Source organism: Sphingobacterium sp. UBA1897, from assembly GCF_002337775.1.
Classification (GTDB): domain Bacteria; phylum Bacteroidota; class Bacteroidia; order Sphingobacteriales; family Sphingobacteriaceae; genus Sphingobacterium; species Sphingobacterium siyangense.
The window spans coordinates 652,877-667,693 of the sequence record NZ_DDGR01000018.1; the positions used below are offsets into that span (position 1 = coordinate 652,877).

Here is a 14,817-nt window from a genome sequence, read left to right on the forward strand (position 1 = left end):
TTGTGGTGTAGTACGATGATTTAGATCCCAGCGTCATGATTATGGTTGATCTGCATAAAATCTACAGATAATAATTTGTTTAATTGTTGTTGTTTCATGCGGTTAGGCATTATTTTCATGCCAAAATTTCGCATTCTTATCAGGAATGGATTCTCCCATTGTGCGATTTTTCCTATCCTCCAGGAAGTATTACAGATGTAATTTACCCGATCCAATCTTCTTTTTTCGAATCCTTGAAAAGCCAAACTAACGGAAGCTGCGGTCTGGAGTTCATCCACGAGAACAGCAACATCTTCAATAGCCTGACAGGCTCCCTGGCCCAAGTTGGGAGTCGTTGCATGTCCAGCGTCACCCAATAATAGGATATTGTCAAAAGCGAGTTGTTGAAGTGGTTCGATGTCAATGATGTCATTTGCAATTAGCTCGCTATCCTTTGTTTCCGAAAGAATCGTTGGAATAGGGGCATGATAATCTTTAAAATTTTCGAGGAGCTCCTTTGTTTTCCAGTTTTTTAAGACCGGATTTTGTGCCTCAGTATTGATGCATGCGTACCAATAGATGCGGTTATTGACAAGTGGGGTCATCCCAAAGCGGCCTTTGCTGCCCCAGGTTTCTGTCCCTTTACTGAGCTGTATACTGCTATTATCGATGGTGGCCCGCCAACAGGTATAGCCTGAATAACGAGGTGCCGAGCCTGGTATGAGTTGTTGTCGTAATGCTGAGTGTACGCCATCGGCAATCAAAAGGGCTTGGCCGTGTACATGGCTTCCGTCTGCGAAATAAACTTGAATATCTTCTCCCTCTCGTTTAAAGGAAACGGCACGTTTGCCGAGATGAACTTGTCCATTGGGGATTTTGGATAAGAGAAACTGATGCAGATCTGCCCGATGGATAGCGAAATTGTCCTGTTGATATTTTTGACTGATTGACTTGGTGTCTGGTTCAACAAGAATATTTCCCTTTTGATCCAAGACATTATAAGATGCAAGGTAATGCCCAATCGGAACGATTTCATCCTTCAATCCGAGATGTTCCAAAGCTTGCATGGCGTTGGCTGCGAGCCCGAATCCAGCACCTATGCCTTTGAGTTCAATGGCGCTTTCATAGACATGTGCTTCAATACCTACTTTTGCAAGCCCTATTGCAGCACATAATCCAGCGATACCTCCGCCTACGATAATAAATGTGCTGTCCGTCGAATGCATATTAAAGACTGTTTGCTATTTCGTTTGTTAAACCGACAAAATCATCTACCGTCAATCGTTCTGCGCGTAGCTCGTACAGTGGATTGTCGGACATTTTATCTTTGGGAACAACGCCCGAAAGTGAGTTACGGAGGGTTTTACGACGTTGATTGAAGCCCGCTTTAACAACACGCCAAAATAGTTTTTCATCACAATTCAATTGTTCACGGTCATTGCGCGTCATGCGGATAACACCCGACAATACTTTTGGCGGTGGATTAAAAGCTCCTGCTTTTACAGTAAAAAGGTATTCTACTTTATAATAGGCCTGTAAAAAGACACTCAAGATACCATATTCCTTGCTGCCCGCCTTAGCTGTACAACGTTCGGCTACTTCTTTCTGGAACATACCCGTCATTTGAACGACACGTTGGCGTTCATCCAAAATTTTAAAGAGAATCTGGGAGGAGATGTTGTAAGGGAAATTGCCAATGACAGCCATTTTCTCACCAAAATACTGTGAAAAGTCAAGGTTTAGGAAATCACCGTGGATCAATCGCTTACCCAATTGGGGATATTTATCGTCCAAATAAGCAATGGATTCGTCATCCACATCGATCAAATAGGTTTCATATTCCTCTTTTTGCAAGAGAAAATCAGAAAGTACACCCATTCCTGGACCTACTTCAAGCACTTGGCTAAAACCCAATTTAGGATCCAATGCTTCCACAATCTTTTGTGCAGCATTTTTATCGTTCAAGAAATGCTGTCCTAAATGTTTTTTTGCTCTTACTGTGCTCATGTTGCAAAAGTAAAAAATAAATAAGTGAAAAGTCATTCTAAGAAAAAAATCCCTATTTTTGAATCAAAGCATTTAAATAGAATGAGCGATAAATTAAAAATCGGAATTACCGTAGGCGATATTAACGGCATTGGACTTGAAGTCATCATTAAATCTTTGGTAGATCAGCGTATGTGCGATTTCTTTACGCCAGTGGTTTACGGAAATACAAAGGTTGCTTCTTTTCACCGTAAAGCGATCGGTGTAAATGATTTTAGTTTTAACGTGATCAATGATGCTGAGCAGGCGCATTCCAAAAGAGCAAATATGATCAATTGCTGGCAGGAAGACGTCAAGATTTCGTTGGGTGAAGAAAACGAAATTGGCGGTAAATATGCCTTCCTTTCGTTGGAGAAAGCTGTTGAGGACCTGAAAGCCGGCAAAATTGATGCTTTAGTGACTGCCCCAATTAATAAGCATAATATTCAACAGGAGGGATTTCAATTTCCGGGCCATACCGAATACCTGCAGGCCAAAGTAGAGGCTGATGATGTATTGATGTTTATGGTTTGTGATGAATTGCGTATTGGTGTGGTAACAGGTCATATTCCACTGCATGAGGTTGCGGCTAATATTACCGAAGAAGCTATTCTTAAAAAGCTAGCCCTGATGAATGACTCGTTGAAGAAAGATTTTTGGATTGAAAAGCCTAAGATCGCAGTTTTGGGACTAAATCCACATGCTGGCGATCATGGGATTATTGGCACCGAAGATGATCAGATCATTAGACCTACCGTAGAAAAAGCAAACGAACAGGGGATCTTCTGCTTTGGTCCATATCCTGCCGATGGATTCTTCGCAAAAGGTGCTTATGAGAAATTCGATGCGGTACTCGCGATGTACCATGACCAGGGGTTAATCCCTTTTAAGCATATTGCCAAAGGTGCCGGTGTAAACTTTACAGCCGGTTTACCTATCGTACGCACTTCGCCAGATCATGGTACAGGCTATGATATTGCTGGAAAAAACTTAGCTTCTGAAAGCTCTTTTGTAGAGGCAATTTTCTCGGCTTTACATATTGTAAAACGCCGTCGTGAACAAGCCGAATTACTTAAAAATCCACTTGCTTTCCGTAAGTTGTCCAAAGATAGGGATTAGGGAAAAAAAATGTTACTTTTGCAAACTGTTTGGTTTTTTACCTGCTGTTTTGACTATGTACGATAATTTACAACATCCAATCTTTTCAATCATTAAGGAACTCGCCGAGACAACAAATACAGAATGTTATGTCATTGGGGGGTATGTTCGCGACTATATTATGAAGCGGCCTTTTAAGAATGATGTGGATATTGTTGTCGTCGGCAGCGGCATTGAATTTGCGACTTTATTGGGTGATAGGCTACATACTAAAGTTGCTGTCTACAAGAATTTTGGTACAGCAATGCTGCTTTATGAAGGACTCAATGTGGAGTTTGTCGGTGCCCGAAGGGAATCTTATCGTGCCAATTCACGTAAGCCTATTGTGGAAGACGGTACCTTATCCGATGATCAAAATCGACGTGATTTTACGATCAACGCGATGGCGTTTTCATTGAATAAAGCGGATTATGGTACTTTAGTGGATCCATTTGACGGCGTGCAGGATCTTGAACAGCGCGTTATTCGAACGCCTCTGGATCCGATAGAAACGTTTTCCGATGATCCACTGCGTATGATGCGGGCTATCCGTTTTGCGACACAGCTAAATTTTAAAATCACGATTGATGCGATCAAAGCGATTAGCGATACCAAAGAGCGAATAAAGATTATCTCGAAAGAACGTATTATCGATGAAATCAATAAGATTATTCTCTCACCTAAGCCGTCAGTCGGTTTTAAATATCTTTTTGATACCGGTCTCCTGGAATTGATCTTTCCGGCCATGTATAATTTACACGGAGTTGATGTCATTGATGGCAAAGGCCATAAAGATAATTTCTACCATACGTTGGAAGTGTTGGATAATGTATGCGAATTGTCTGAAGACCTTTGGTTACGTTGGGCAGCGATTATGCATGATATTGCCAAACCGGCAACAAAACGTTTCGATAAAAAGCTCGGCTGGACGTTTCATGGCCACGAAGATCGTGGTGCACGTATGGTACCAAAGCTTTTTGCTGAATTGAAGCTGCCGCTCCATGAGAAAATGAAATTTGTTCAGAAGCTGGTACAATTGCATCTTCGGCCTATTGTCTTGGCGCAGGATATCGTAACGGATTCTGCTGTACGTCGTCTCTTGTTTGAGGCGGGGGATGATATTGAAGCCCTTATGATGCTATGCCATGCGGATGTGACCACAAAAAATGAGTTTAAAAAGAAAAAATATCGTCAGAATTTTGAACTTGTCAAACAAAAATTGAAGGATGTCGAAGAGCGGGACAAGGTTCGAAACTGGCAGCCGCCGATCAGTGGAGAGGATATCATGATCCTATTTGGCTTAGCACCAGGGCGTACTGTAGGGCAGCTGAAAAATTTGATTCGTGAGGCTATTCTAGAGGGCGATATTCCAAATTCCAGGGTAGAAGCTTATCAATTCTTGGTGAAAAAAGCAGGGGAAATGAACCTGACGATCAAACAAGAAATCCCATTGGAAATTTCCAATTCTTAAAATATAGTATTAATTTTAGAGGGTTAAAAGAAGAAAATAGCAGAGATGGCAATTTATAGATTTAGAGTTACTTTTGAGGATTATGAAGATGTATATCGTGAGATCGACATGCCTTCTAAAAGTACATTTATAGACCTGCATGAGGAAATCCATAAATCAACAGGTTATGCTGCGGATGCATCTTCCTCGTTCTATGTGAGCAATGATCAGTGGAAAAAGGGAACGGAGATTGCATTCAAGCCTACACAACGTAAAAAAGATGCTGAGGTATTGTTGATGGAGAATATCCGTTTAAGTAAGTTTATTGATGATCCACATCAGAAATTTTACTACGTTTACAATTTTGATCGTCCTTATGATTTCCAGGTTGAATTGATCAAGATCTTGAAGGAAGAGGATGGAAAAGACTATCCGGCGCTGTTTAAGTCTATGGGGCAGGTTCCCAAAACTATGACTGCGGCTAATTTCCCCGTGTCAGATTCGGTTGAAGAGGACGATTATGTAGAGGAAGATGATACGCAATATGGCGTCGATGATGAAGACGAATTGGATGGCTTCGACAGTGATGGTGACGATGAGGAAGAGGGCGAAGAAGGTGAAGAGCGTGAAGAATCCAACGGCTACGAAGACGAATATTAATTAACAAGACTTTACAGGTTCTTTTCAGCCTGTGAAGTGCTATATTATGGCAAATAAAAAAACATTGATAGCCATTGTGGGGCCAACTGCTGTTGGTAAGACTACAATGGCTATTTCATTGGCGCAATATTTTAAAACAGCGATAATTTCTGCTGATTCTCGTCAGTTCTATCGGGAAATGTCTATTGGTACAGCTAAACCAGATCCAGCGGAACTTGCTGCTGCTCCTCATTATTTCATTGATTCACACTCCATCACGCAGGATTATTCTGCAGGCGATTTTGAACGTGAGGCCTTACTGAAACTAGAAGAACTATTTCAATTGCATGACGTCGTAATTATGGTAGGTGGATCGGGCCTGTTTGTACGGGCCCTGTGCGAAGGATTGGATGATCTGCCCAAGGCGGGGGATGAAGTGCGTGAACGACTTAATCATGAACTTGCAGTATTGGGATTGGAGGCCTTAAAAGATCGGTTGAAAAGTATTGACCCTGCATATTTTGAAACGGCAGACATCGATAATCCGCAACGTGTCGTACGGGCGCTTGAAGTTTTTGAGGAGACTGGTAAACCGATGTCATTTTACCATAAGAAAGATGTCGAGAAAAGACCTTTTGATATCCTTACCATTGGCTTGAATATGGATCGGGCGAACTTGTATGAAAGGATCAATTTACGTGTAGATTTGATGATGAAAAATGGCTTACTGGACGAAGTGAAAGCTTTACTTCCTTTCAGAACGAAGCCTGCATTGCTCACTGTTGGCTATGCTGAGTTGTTTGATTATCTCGATGGCAAGCAGTCTTTGACGGAAGCGACCGAAAAAATCAAACAAAATTCGAGACGTTATGCCAAGCGACAGATTACATGGTTTAAAAAATATGGTAATACGCACTGGTTTCAATCCCAGGAGACAGCTGCTATAATTGATTTTATTCAAAAGGAGCTGACAGGAGAGCATTCCTAAGGATCTAGCAGCAGTGAACTAGATGTTATCCTCGAAGGTTCAGACGAGGTATATAGACCGCGTTTCAAGGTATGCATAACGTATATAGGCCATAAAAAAAGCCTTTGTTATTAATAACAAAGGCTTTTCTATTTCATTTTGGAAATTACTTTACTAAATAGTTCCATCCGAATGGATCTTCTACTTTGCCATAGCGCAAGTCGTTGAGGTAATTCAAAACACGATTTGAAAACTCGCGGCCCTCTACTGGTGGCAAGTGGTAATCTTGTCCTTCAAAACCGATACGGCTGATATCCGTAATTGTGGCTGCAGTACCAGCTGCGAAAGCTTCAGTTACTGTACCGGCTTTAATACCGTCAATTAGTTCTTGAATAGATACCTTTCTCTGCTCGGCTTTATAACCCCATTTCTCCGCCAATTCCATAATTGTACGTCGTGTTACACCGTGTAAGATCGTATCACCATGTGGTGTAATAATCGTATCTCCAATGCGGAAAATAAGGTTTGCCGTACCTGCTTCTTCAATATATTTATGTTCAGAAGCATCTGTCCACATAATTTGGTCATAACCTTCATCATTGGCCAATTGTGTAGGGTAAAGCGATAATGCATAGTTACCTGCATTTTTAGAAAAGCCAACACCACCTTCTGCTGCACGCGTATAATAGGTCTCAACTTTTAAGCTGATTGCTTTGCTGTAATATGCGCCTACAGGGCCAGTGATAATGATAAATTTGTATGACTTTGAAGGGTGTACACCTAATGCTGCTTCTGTTGCGAACATAAAAGGACGGATGTACAATGATGAACCTTCTTTTGCCGGGATCCAGTTACGGTCGATGTCCAATAGTTTGCTTAGGCCATCCATAAAAATCTCCTCAGGTACCTCCGGCATTTGAAGACGTGCGGCAGATTTGTTGAATCTTTCCCAGTTTCTGTCCGGACGGAAGATACTCACTGTTCCATCTGCAAATTTATAAGCCTTGATTCCTTCAAAGATCGCTTGACCATAATGTAAAGCGGACATCGAAGGACTAATACTGATATCTCCATAAGGGACGATGCTGACATCTTTCCATTCACCGTCATCATAGTTTGCGACCAGCATGTGGTCGGATAAAATCTTTCCGAATTTTAGATTGTCGAAATCTACTTGCGAGAGTCTTGAATTTTGAGTTGGCTCTACGCGAATTGAATAGTTCTCTGTCGCGTTCATCTTATTTTTTAATTACTTAGGCTAAGTTAGGAAAAAAATGAAATATAAGTTGCACCTGTACCCGGATAATTTACCCGCTTCGATATGCCTTTTATTTCGGACAGTTGTTCCCTATTTTACTACACTTTTTTTGAAATGGAAGAATTTTACTTCATATTTCTCGGCTGGACTGTATTAATAATTAAATGTGTTAAGTATTTATTAATTAACGCCGTTATTTCATATTATGGCATAAAGTTTGGCTATAAAGAATGCGGTCCTATAGATGGGCTTTTTGGTCCGCAGTAACGCTATAAAATCACTTATCATAAAAATAAACTTAGTATGGAATTGACTCACAGTCTTAACAAAAGTAGTGAAGTAACATCAGGCGACAATCGCTCAGTGTTACAGGGTGAAGTTGAAGTTCAGAAGAAAGGTATTTCTATGAATTTTATCCTTGGTTTTTTTGTTTTTTTATATAAAACGGCAATTAAACCTTAACAAACCTCCATTATAGTCTAAGCTTTCTTGAGCTTACCAATTAGACGAACTCACAGCGGTTCTTTAAAACAACAAAATTCAGCAATACGAGATTAGCCAAAATAAGGGAATCCAAAAATTTTGGCTAATCTCCAGCCGGAGACCCCCTATTATTCGGTCAATGTGCGGAATATTTTAGTCTGTATGCCGTATTATTCGGCTAGTATTTTCAACAGCGGGTCGAGATATTCGCGACTATTGCTCAATCTTGGAACCTTATTTTGTCCACCTAGCTTACCTCTTGATTTCATCCATTTATAGAACGTATCTTCGGGCGCATTGTGTACAATAGGTGGTCGTAGGGCCATATTCTTAAAACGTTTGGCGTCATAATCCGAATTGATTTCACGGAGTTTAGCATCCAATATTTCACAAAAACGCCTAAAATCATTGGGTTGTTGTTCAAATTCTATCACCCATTCATGTGCTCCGGCTTCGGCATCTTTAAAATAGACAGGTCCAGCGGTATAATCTTTTATACGTGCCTGTGTCAACTTGCTCGCTTCGGCCAGGGCCTGTTCGGCGTTGTCAACAATAACCTCTTCGCCAAAGGTGTTAATGTATTGTTTGGTACGTCCGGAGATCTGAAAACGATAAGGGGATAATGATGTAAACTTGATGGTATCTCCGATTTTATAACGCCACAAACCAGCATTCGTTGAAATGATCAATGCATAGTTTTTGCCAAGCTCCACCTGATCCAAACGTAAGGTTGACGGATTTTCTTCGTGCATTCGCTCAGTAGGTAAGAATTCGTAATAAATACCATAATCTAGCATAAGCAGAAGATCTTCCGAATCCGATTGATCTTGTAAACCAAAATATCCTTCTGAGGCATTATAATTCTCTAGATAATACATGTTGTCAGAAGGGATCAATTTTTGGAATTGCTCGCGATAAGGTTTGAAGCTCACTCCGCCATGCCCATAAAACTCTAGATTTGGCCATACCTCCAATAGGTTGTCTTTGCCTGTAATCTCAAGAATACGCTTGGCCATAACAATATTCCATGTCGGTACGCCAGCTAGGCTCGTTACGTTTTCTTTGAGTGTAATTTGGGCAATCTGCTCAATTTTCTCTTCAAAGTTTGGGTTTAAAGTAACCTCCATATTGGGCGTTCGCTTAAATTCTGCCCAGAAAGGAAGGTTACGGATGAGGATTGATGAAAGATCGCCGTAGTAGGAATCCGGACTGAAATTGTTGATTTGTGAAGAACCACCAATAACAACAGATTTTCCCGTAAATACGCGGTTTTCGGGTCTATTATGACAATAGATTGTAAGCATATCTTTACCGCCCTGGAAGTGACACTCTTCGAGTGCTTCCTCACTAACGGGAATAAATTTGCTACGGTCAGATGTGGTGCCTGAGGACTTGGCAAACCATTTGATATCAGAAGGCCACAAGATATTCTGTTCGCCTTTTATCATGCGATCAACGTAGCCCTTAATATCATCATAGTCCTGTATAGGGACACGTTCTTTGAAGATTTCGGGCGTTAATATACTTGTATAATCGTATTTTTTTCCCCATTCAGTAGCTTCAGCAGTGGCAATTAAACTCTGAAACCATTCTTCTTGTACATCGTGTGGGTATTTCATGAAAAGTTCAATCTGGTGAATTCTTTTTTTCATGAACCAAGTAAAAATGGAGTTTAATAAGGCCATAGGGGGAGAGATTCTTTAATCTTTAAAATTTTTTCCTTCTTAATTCAAAATGTCTACCGAGATAAAATTTACGGGCAAGCTCATTATCTGCAATTTCCTCAGGTGTACCCGTCAGCATAATCTTTCCTTCGGTCAGGAGGTAGGCCCTGTCCGTAATAGATAGGGTTTCCTGTACGTTGTGGTCGGTAATTAAGATGCCGATATTACGGGTTTTGAGCTTGGCTACGATCGTCTGAATTTCTTCTACGGCGATTGGGTCAACCCCTGCAAAAGGTTCATCCAAAAGTATAAAAGATGGATTTGCAGCTAATGCTCGCGCAATTTCGGTACGTCGACGCTCACCACCGGATAACAAATCACCCCTGTTTTTGCGGACACGGTGTAGGCTGAATTCTGTGAGTAGTTCTTCCAGTTTTGCCAAACGTTCTTCTTTATTTGGATAGTGGATTTCTAATACAGCCAGGATGTTGTTTTCTACGGAGAGCTTCCGAAAGACGGATGCTTCCTGAGCGAGGTAACCTATCCCACGTTGGGCACGTTGGTACATCGCATCCTGCGTAATCTCCTGATCGTCGAGGAATACTTTGCCTTCATTGGGCTTGATCAGACCAACAATCATATAGAATGAGGTCGTTTTTCCTGCCCCATTGGGGCCCAATAACCCGACAATCTCTCCTTGTTCCACATGGAAGGAAACATTGTTGACAACGGTTCGCTGCTTATATTTTTTTATGAGATGTTCTGCCTTTAAAATCATCTTCGTGGAGTGTCTTGTGTTATATGTATCTGTTCAATAGGACTACTTAAGAACCCTCACCGTTCTTTCATGCCTGGTATCTAATCCAGTATGAGGGTTTTATGCCTGACCAAATCTTGTGTAAATATATTTAATATCTTCTTACTATTGCAATACTAATACTTAATCCCTTTGATGTTTAGCTGTAAGTTTCTTTTGTTGCGCCACACATTCTCTTCAATGCTGTAACAGATGTCGAAACTTTGTCCGGAATTGATATGTGTGATATGTTCTGCCAGTCCAAAACCGATACAGTCAAATGAAGGAGAGTCTTCTTGAACAACGGTCATCTTGAGGTGATTGGTGCCTACAATAAAAGCTTGTCCTACTGCATTTACCTTTTTACTGAGGAAAATAGGAGATTCATTTTGGGGCCCGAAAGGTTCAAACTGCTGGAGAATACGGAAGAACTTAGCATCTATATCCTTCAACGCTAGCTTAGCATCGATCAAAATTTCTTGGGTCAGCATTTCAGGACTGATACGTCGCGATACCACTTCCTCAAAACGATCTTGGAATAGGGTGACATTATCTAAGGACATCGTTAATCCGGCAGCATATTTATGACCGCCAAATTGTTCCAATAGATCGGCGCATTCGCTTAAGGCTTCATACAAGTCAAAACCCAGTACCGAACGGCAGGAGCCTGCAATATGACCATTTGTTTCGGTCAATATAATCGTCGGACGGTAATATTTTTCGGTCAGGCGGGAAGCTACAATACCAATGACACCTTTGTGCCAGTCGGCTTTATACAATACCGTGGATTTGCGGCTTTTAAGTAGGGCATTGTCCTCAATGAGTGCCAGCGCTTCTTCTGTTATTTTGAGATCAAAATCTTTACGGACATTATTTTGATCGTCTATGCTCGAACTGAAGTCTTTGGCTTCTTGTAGCGATTTGGAAATCAAAAGCTTGACGGCGTCTTTGGCATGGTCTATTCTGCCCGCAGCATTAATGCGTGGGCCGATCTGGAACACGATGTCGTTAACTGTAAAGATCTTCGTTCGATTATTTGATAAATCAATCAGTGCCTTTAGTCCGACGCAGGGATTCGTATTAAGTTTAATAAGGCCAAAGTGGCTGAGTATTCTATTTTCACCGGTAATTGGAACAATGTCCGAAGCGATACTCACGGCCACAAGATCTAGAAACTGATAGCAGGCATTGATATCCATGCCATTGGTCAATATAAAAGCCTGAATAATCTTAAAGCCGATTCCACAACCTGAAAGTTCTTTATAGGGATATTCACAGTCTGCACGCTTGGGGTCTAATACGGCATAAGCTTTAGGAAGTTCTTCACCGGGAAGGTGGTGATCGCCAATGATAAAATCAATTCCTTTGCTATTTGCGTAATCTATTTTATCGACTGCCTTGATACCACAGTCCAATGCAATAATTAAGCTGAAACCATTTGCTGCGGCATAGTCGATGCCTTGTGTAGAGATGCCATAACCTTCGGCATAGCGGTCTGGTATATAAAACTCCAGCTGGCTATGAAATTCCCTGAAAAAACTATAAACAACGGCTACCGCTGTGGTACCGTCTACGTCATAGTCTCCATAGATCAGAATTTTTTCTTTGTTGCCGATGGCTTGGATAATACGGGTGATGGCTTTCTCCATGTCCCGCATCAAAAATGGATCGTGCAAATCCGATAATTGAGGTCTAAAAAACTGCTTTGATTCGTCAAAAGTCTCAATTCCCCTGCTCACGAGCAACTCTGCCAATACAGTGTTGATGTTTAATTCCTCGCGCAGTTTGTTGGTTATTTTGACATCAGTTTTAGATTTTAGTACCCACCTTTTTTGCATATCTTTGCACAATATTTTAAGTGTAAATATACGTTTTAAGGCTGGACTTACCTAATTCCTAAACCCGGTATTGATCCGCTGTTGCTTAACGTGCATATTCCCAATGTTTTAAATATGGTGCAGGCTTATTCTTTATATGAAGGTTCTTTTTCCGTAGACAAGAGTAGAAAATTTATTCCCTTTGACCCACTTCTAGACGACCCTAAGGACCGACCGGGGGCGATGTTTATCCATGTCCATCCCTTCTTGATCCAAACTAATTCCGGGCTTGTTCTCTGTGATACCGGCCTTGGCTATACGGATGACAGTGCTGTGCTACAGCTGCATCATAATATCCGTAAGGCTGGCTTTAGACCCGAAGATGTAAAATATGTACTGATGTCCCATCTTCATAAGGATCATGCCGGTGGGATGGTCACATTTGAAAACGGAACAGGACGTATCGCATTTCCTGAAGCCGAATATATTGTTCAGCGTGGCGAATGGGAAGACGCCTATTCAGGCATCTCCAGTTCATACAGGACCGAGATTTTTGATGTGATTCAACGCAGTGGAAATTTGGTACTGGTGGAAGGTGAAGGAAAAATAAATGATGAAATCAGCTATGCGCTCAATGGTGGACATACCGCACATCATCAGGCATTTCATATTCAAACGGATGATCAGCACTATTTCTTTGGCGGAGATGTATTACCTGAGCCTGAAGAAATTTTCCATAATTATGTCGCCAAATATGATTTCGATGGTCGGCGCTCCAAATTCTTGCGTCAGGAGTATTGGGCAGAAGGCGCGCCAGCGGGCTGGATTTTTTTGTTTTATCATTCTAAAAATATAACCATTGGCCGTAGTCAGATCCGGGAAGATGGAACCTATAAGCTAGTTGACGCAAAGTCATAAAGGAAAAACCTCCATGACCTTTTGGGAACATGGAGGTTTTTGGAAGGTTTAGTATCCCGGATTTTGCGGGAAGGCTGCACCAGTGTTACTGTCGATAACTTCTTGTGGAATAGGCCAAAGAATAAATTCTTTTTTCACCACATTTTTTGATTGTGTGTTTAATGTTTGCACGCGACGTAAAAAGATGTCCTCACCAAAACGGGCAAGGGTCATACGGCGCATTTCCTCACCAATAAGCTCCCGGGCGCGTTCGTCGAGAATCAAATCAGCATTGATTGCTGTAGCATCGATTAATGACGCCTTTGCACGGGCGCGGACAGCATTGATGGCGTCTTTAGCTTGTGCCGGTTTATTGGCGCGCCAGTATGCTTCAGCCAATAGCAGGTAAGTTTCTGCCAAACGTACTTTCACACGGTCCTTCATATTTCCTTCAAATGCAGGGTCAACAGCTGTCTTTCCGTAGAAAAATTTGGTTGTTGTCGGGAATACATTGCCTGATTCTTTGATGGCGTCGGTAAGTTCGATCTTCTTGCCATAAAGTTCAAGGACGGACGGATCGTTGTAATACCAATCGCGTTTGATATTGAAAGATGAATTTCTGACATCTTGTTTTTCATAACTATCCAGCCACCATTGATAAGGGCGTACGTGCCCAAGACCTCTTCCACCAAGTGAGTCGGCCAAGGCAAATCCTTTTTGTTGCGAATAGAAAGGTACCCAGGCACGTTTACTCCAATCCGTGTAGCGGTCGCCGCCCCCTTGTGTATTGTATTCCAATTGGATGGCCCAGATCGTTTCTTGATTGCCAGAACCGCGATTTTGATTGTTTTCGATAAACATATCGTGGAAATAATCCCCGGGTTTATCTTTTTCGGCGCCAAAACGTTGATCGTTCAATTTAAAGTAACCACTTTGAATAACTTTGTTGGCAGCTTCTGCAGCTAAATCTGGCTGCCCAGCTTCGATATATGCTTCTGCCAGGTAGTGTAAAGCAGCCCATTTCGTCAATTTACCTTCCTGAATTGTTCCTGGATTGTCGGGCAGGTTTTCACTTGCATACCTAAGGTCTTCAATCATGTGCGTCAAGATTTCAGCTTTCGGTGTACGTGTGAAATCGCGACGGGGTGTTTCGGATACTTTGTCCACCCAAGGCACATCGCCGTACAGGTTGACTAAATAGCGATAACTGTAGGCACGGAAGAAACGAGCCGTTGCTTCCACACGTTTTGGATCGTTGTCCTTGTCTGTCCAGCTAATACCATCCTTTTTTAAAGCCTCGAGGATGGTATTGGTATTGCCAATAAATCCGTAGGCATATTTCCAATAATTGCGGACATAAGAGGAAGCAGGATTTAGCGTATAATTGCTGAATGGAGCCAATGTAGCGTCTGTACCTGTGGTTTTGATAGCAACGATATCTGTTCCGACCTGTAGCGCCTCCTGTGGAGTTGCTCCTTGGGAAAAGATGCTACCGTTCCAGGTCAGGAATTCCATGCGGGCATAAGAGTATAAACCGTTTAGTCCAGTTTCGAAGCCTTTGGTATTAATATAGGTATTATCAGGTGACTGAAAGCTGCTGGTGTCTTCATTTAAGAAGTTCTTGCTGCAGCCTGTAAAAAGTAAGCTTAGGCCAGCTAGCATTGTATATAAAGTTGTATTTCTTTTCTTCATGATCTTGATGTGT

At 41.6% G+C, this 14,817-nt stretch carries 13 protein-coding genes; 6 read left to right on the forward strand and 7 right to left on the reverse strand.

Annotated elements, in window-relative coordinates:
- Positions 1–20 precede the first annotated feature (20 nt).
- Positions 21–1,205: an FAD-dependent monooxygenase gene (locus B4N43_RS10845; protein ID WP_286734616.1), complete on the reverse strand. Its 1,185-nt coding sequence runs from the start codon at positions 1,203–1,205 to the stop codon at positions 21–23.
- A 1-nt stretch (position 1,206) separates the two neighbouring features.
- Positions 1,207–1,986, reverse strand: coding sequence for a 16S rRNA (adenine(1518)-N(6)/adenine(1519)-N(6))-dimethyltransferase RsmA (gene rsmA / locus B4N43_RS10850; RefSeq protein WP_070560762.1), 780 nt, complete (start codon positions 1,984–1,986; stop codon positions 1,207–1,209).
- 81 nt (positions 1,987–2,067) lie between these two features.
- On the opposite strand from rsmA, the gene pdxA reads away from it, so the two are divergent.
- Genes pdxA through miaA form a run of 4 tightly spaced genes read left to right on the forward strand, consistent with a single transcriptional unit; the run spans position 2,068 to position 6,218 of the window.
- Positions 2,068–3,123, forward strand: coding sequence for a 4-hydroxythreonine-4-phosphate dehydrogenase PdxA (gene pdxA / locus B4N43_RS10855; protein ID WP_070560760.1), 1,056 nt, complete (start codon positions 2,068–2,070; stop codon positions 3,121–3,123).
- A 55-nt stretch (positions 3,124–3,178) separates the two neighbouring features.
- Positions 3,179–4,612, forward strand: coding sequence for a CCA tRNA nucleotidyltransferase (locus B4N43_RS10860; RefSeq protein ID WP_286734617.1), 1,434 nt, complete (start codon positions 3,179–3,181; stop codon positions 4,610–4,612).
- Positions 4,613–4,657: 45 nt separating this feature from the next.
- Entirely contained in the window at positions 4,658–5,251 is a 594-nt protein-coding gene (locus B4N43_RS10865) for an IS1096 element passenger TnpR family protein (protein ID WP_070560757.1), read from the forward strand.
- A 46-nt stretch (positions 5,252–5,297) separates the two neighbouring features.
- Entirely contained in the window at positions 5,298–6,218 is a 921-nt protein-coding gene (gene miaA, locus B4N43_RS10870; RefSeq protein ID WP_286734621.1) for a tRNA (adenosine(37)-N6)-dimethylallyltransferase MiaA, read from the forward strand.
- A gap of 145 nt (positions 6,219–6,363) precedes the next feature.
- On the opposite strand, the gene B4N43_RS10875 is transcribed toward miaA, so the two are convergent.
- Entirely contained in the window at positions 6,364–7,434 is a 1,071-nt protein-coding gene (locus B4N43_RS10875; RefSeq protein ID WP_046672808.1) for a branched-chain amino acid aminotransferase, read from the reverse strand.
- Between the two features lie 324 nt (positions 7,435–7,758).
- On the opposite strand from B4N43_RS10875, the gene B4N43_RS10880 reads away from it, so the two are divergent.
- Positions 7,759–7,917, forward strand: a complete 159-nt coding sequence (locus B4N43_RS10880) for a hypothetical protein (protein ID WP_157698580.1) — start codon at positions 7,759–7,761, stop codon at positions 7,915–7,917.
- 191 nt (positions 7,918–8,108) lie between these two features.
- On the opposite strand, the gene B4N43_RS10885 is transcribed toward B4N43_RS10880, so the two are convergent.
- The 3 genes from B4N43_RS10885 to recJ all read right to left on the reverse strand — a co-directional run bounded on the left by B4N43_RS10885 (position 8,109) and on the right by recJ (position 12,236).
- Complete coding sequence (locus tag B4N43_RS10885) at positions 8,109–9,623, reverse strand: GH3 auxin-responsive promoter family protein (protein ID WP_070560751.1); 1,515 nt, start codon at positions 9,621–9,623, stop codon at positions 8,109–8,111.
- Between the two features lie 22 nt (positions 9,624–9,645).
- Positions 9,646–10,380, reverse strand: coding sequence for an LPS export ABC transporter ATP-binding protein (lptB, locus tag B4N43_RS10890; protein ID WP_028072074.1), 735 nt, complete (start codon positions 10,378–10,380; stop codon positions 9,646–9,648).
- A gap of 155 nt (positions 10,381–10,535) precedes the next feature.
- Entirely contained in the window at positions 10,536–12,236 is a 1,701-nt protein-coding gene (gene recJ / locus B4N43_RS10895; RefSeq protein WP_070560747.1) for a single-stranded-DNA-specific exonuclease RecJ, read from the reverse strand.
- A gap of 114 nt (positions 12,237–12,350) precedes the next feature.
- On the opposite strand from recJ, the gene B4N43_RS10900 reads away from it, so the two are divergent.
- Positions 12,351–13,133, forward strand: coding sequence for an MBL fold metallo-hydrolase (locus B4N43_RS10900; RefSeq protein ID WP_286734623.1), 783 nt, complete (start codon positions 12,351–12,353; stop codon positions 13,131–13,133).
- A gap of 48 nt (positions 13,134–13,181) precedes the next feature.
- Here the strand turns inward: B4N43_RS10900 and B4N43_RS10905 are convergent, their stop codons facing one another.
- The gene (locus tag B4N43_RS10905; RefSeq protein ID WP_286734625.1) at positions 13,182–14,804 is read right to left on the reverse strand and encodes a RagB/SusD family nutrient uptake outer membrane protein; all 1,623 of its coding nucleotides are present in this window, start codon (positions 14,802–14,804) and stop codon (positions 13,182–13,184) included.
- Between the last annotated feature and the right edge of the window lie 13 nt (positions 14,805–14,817).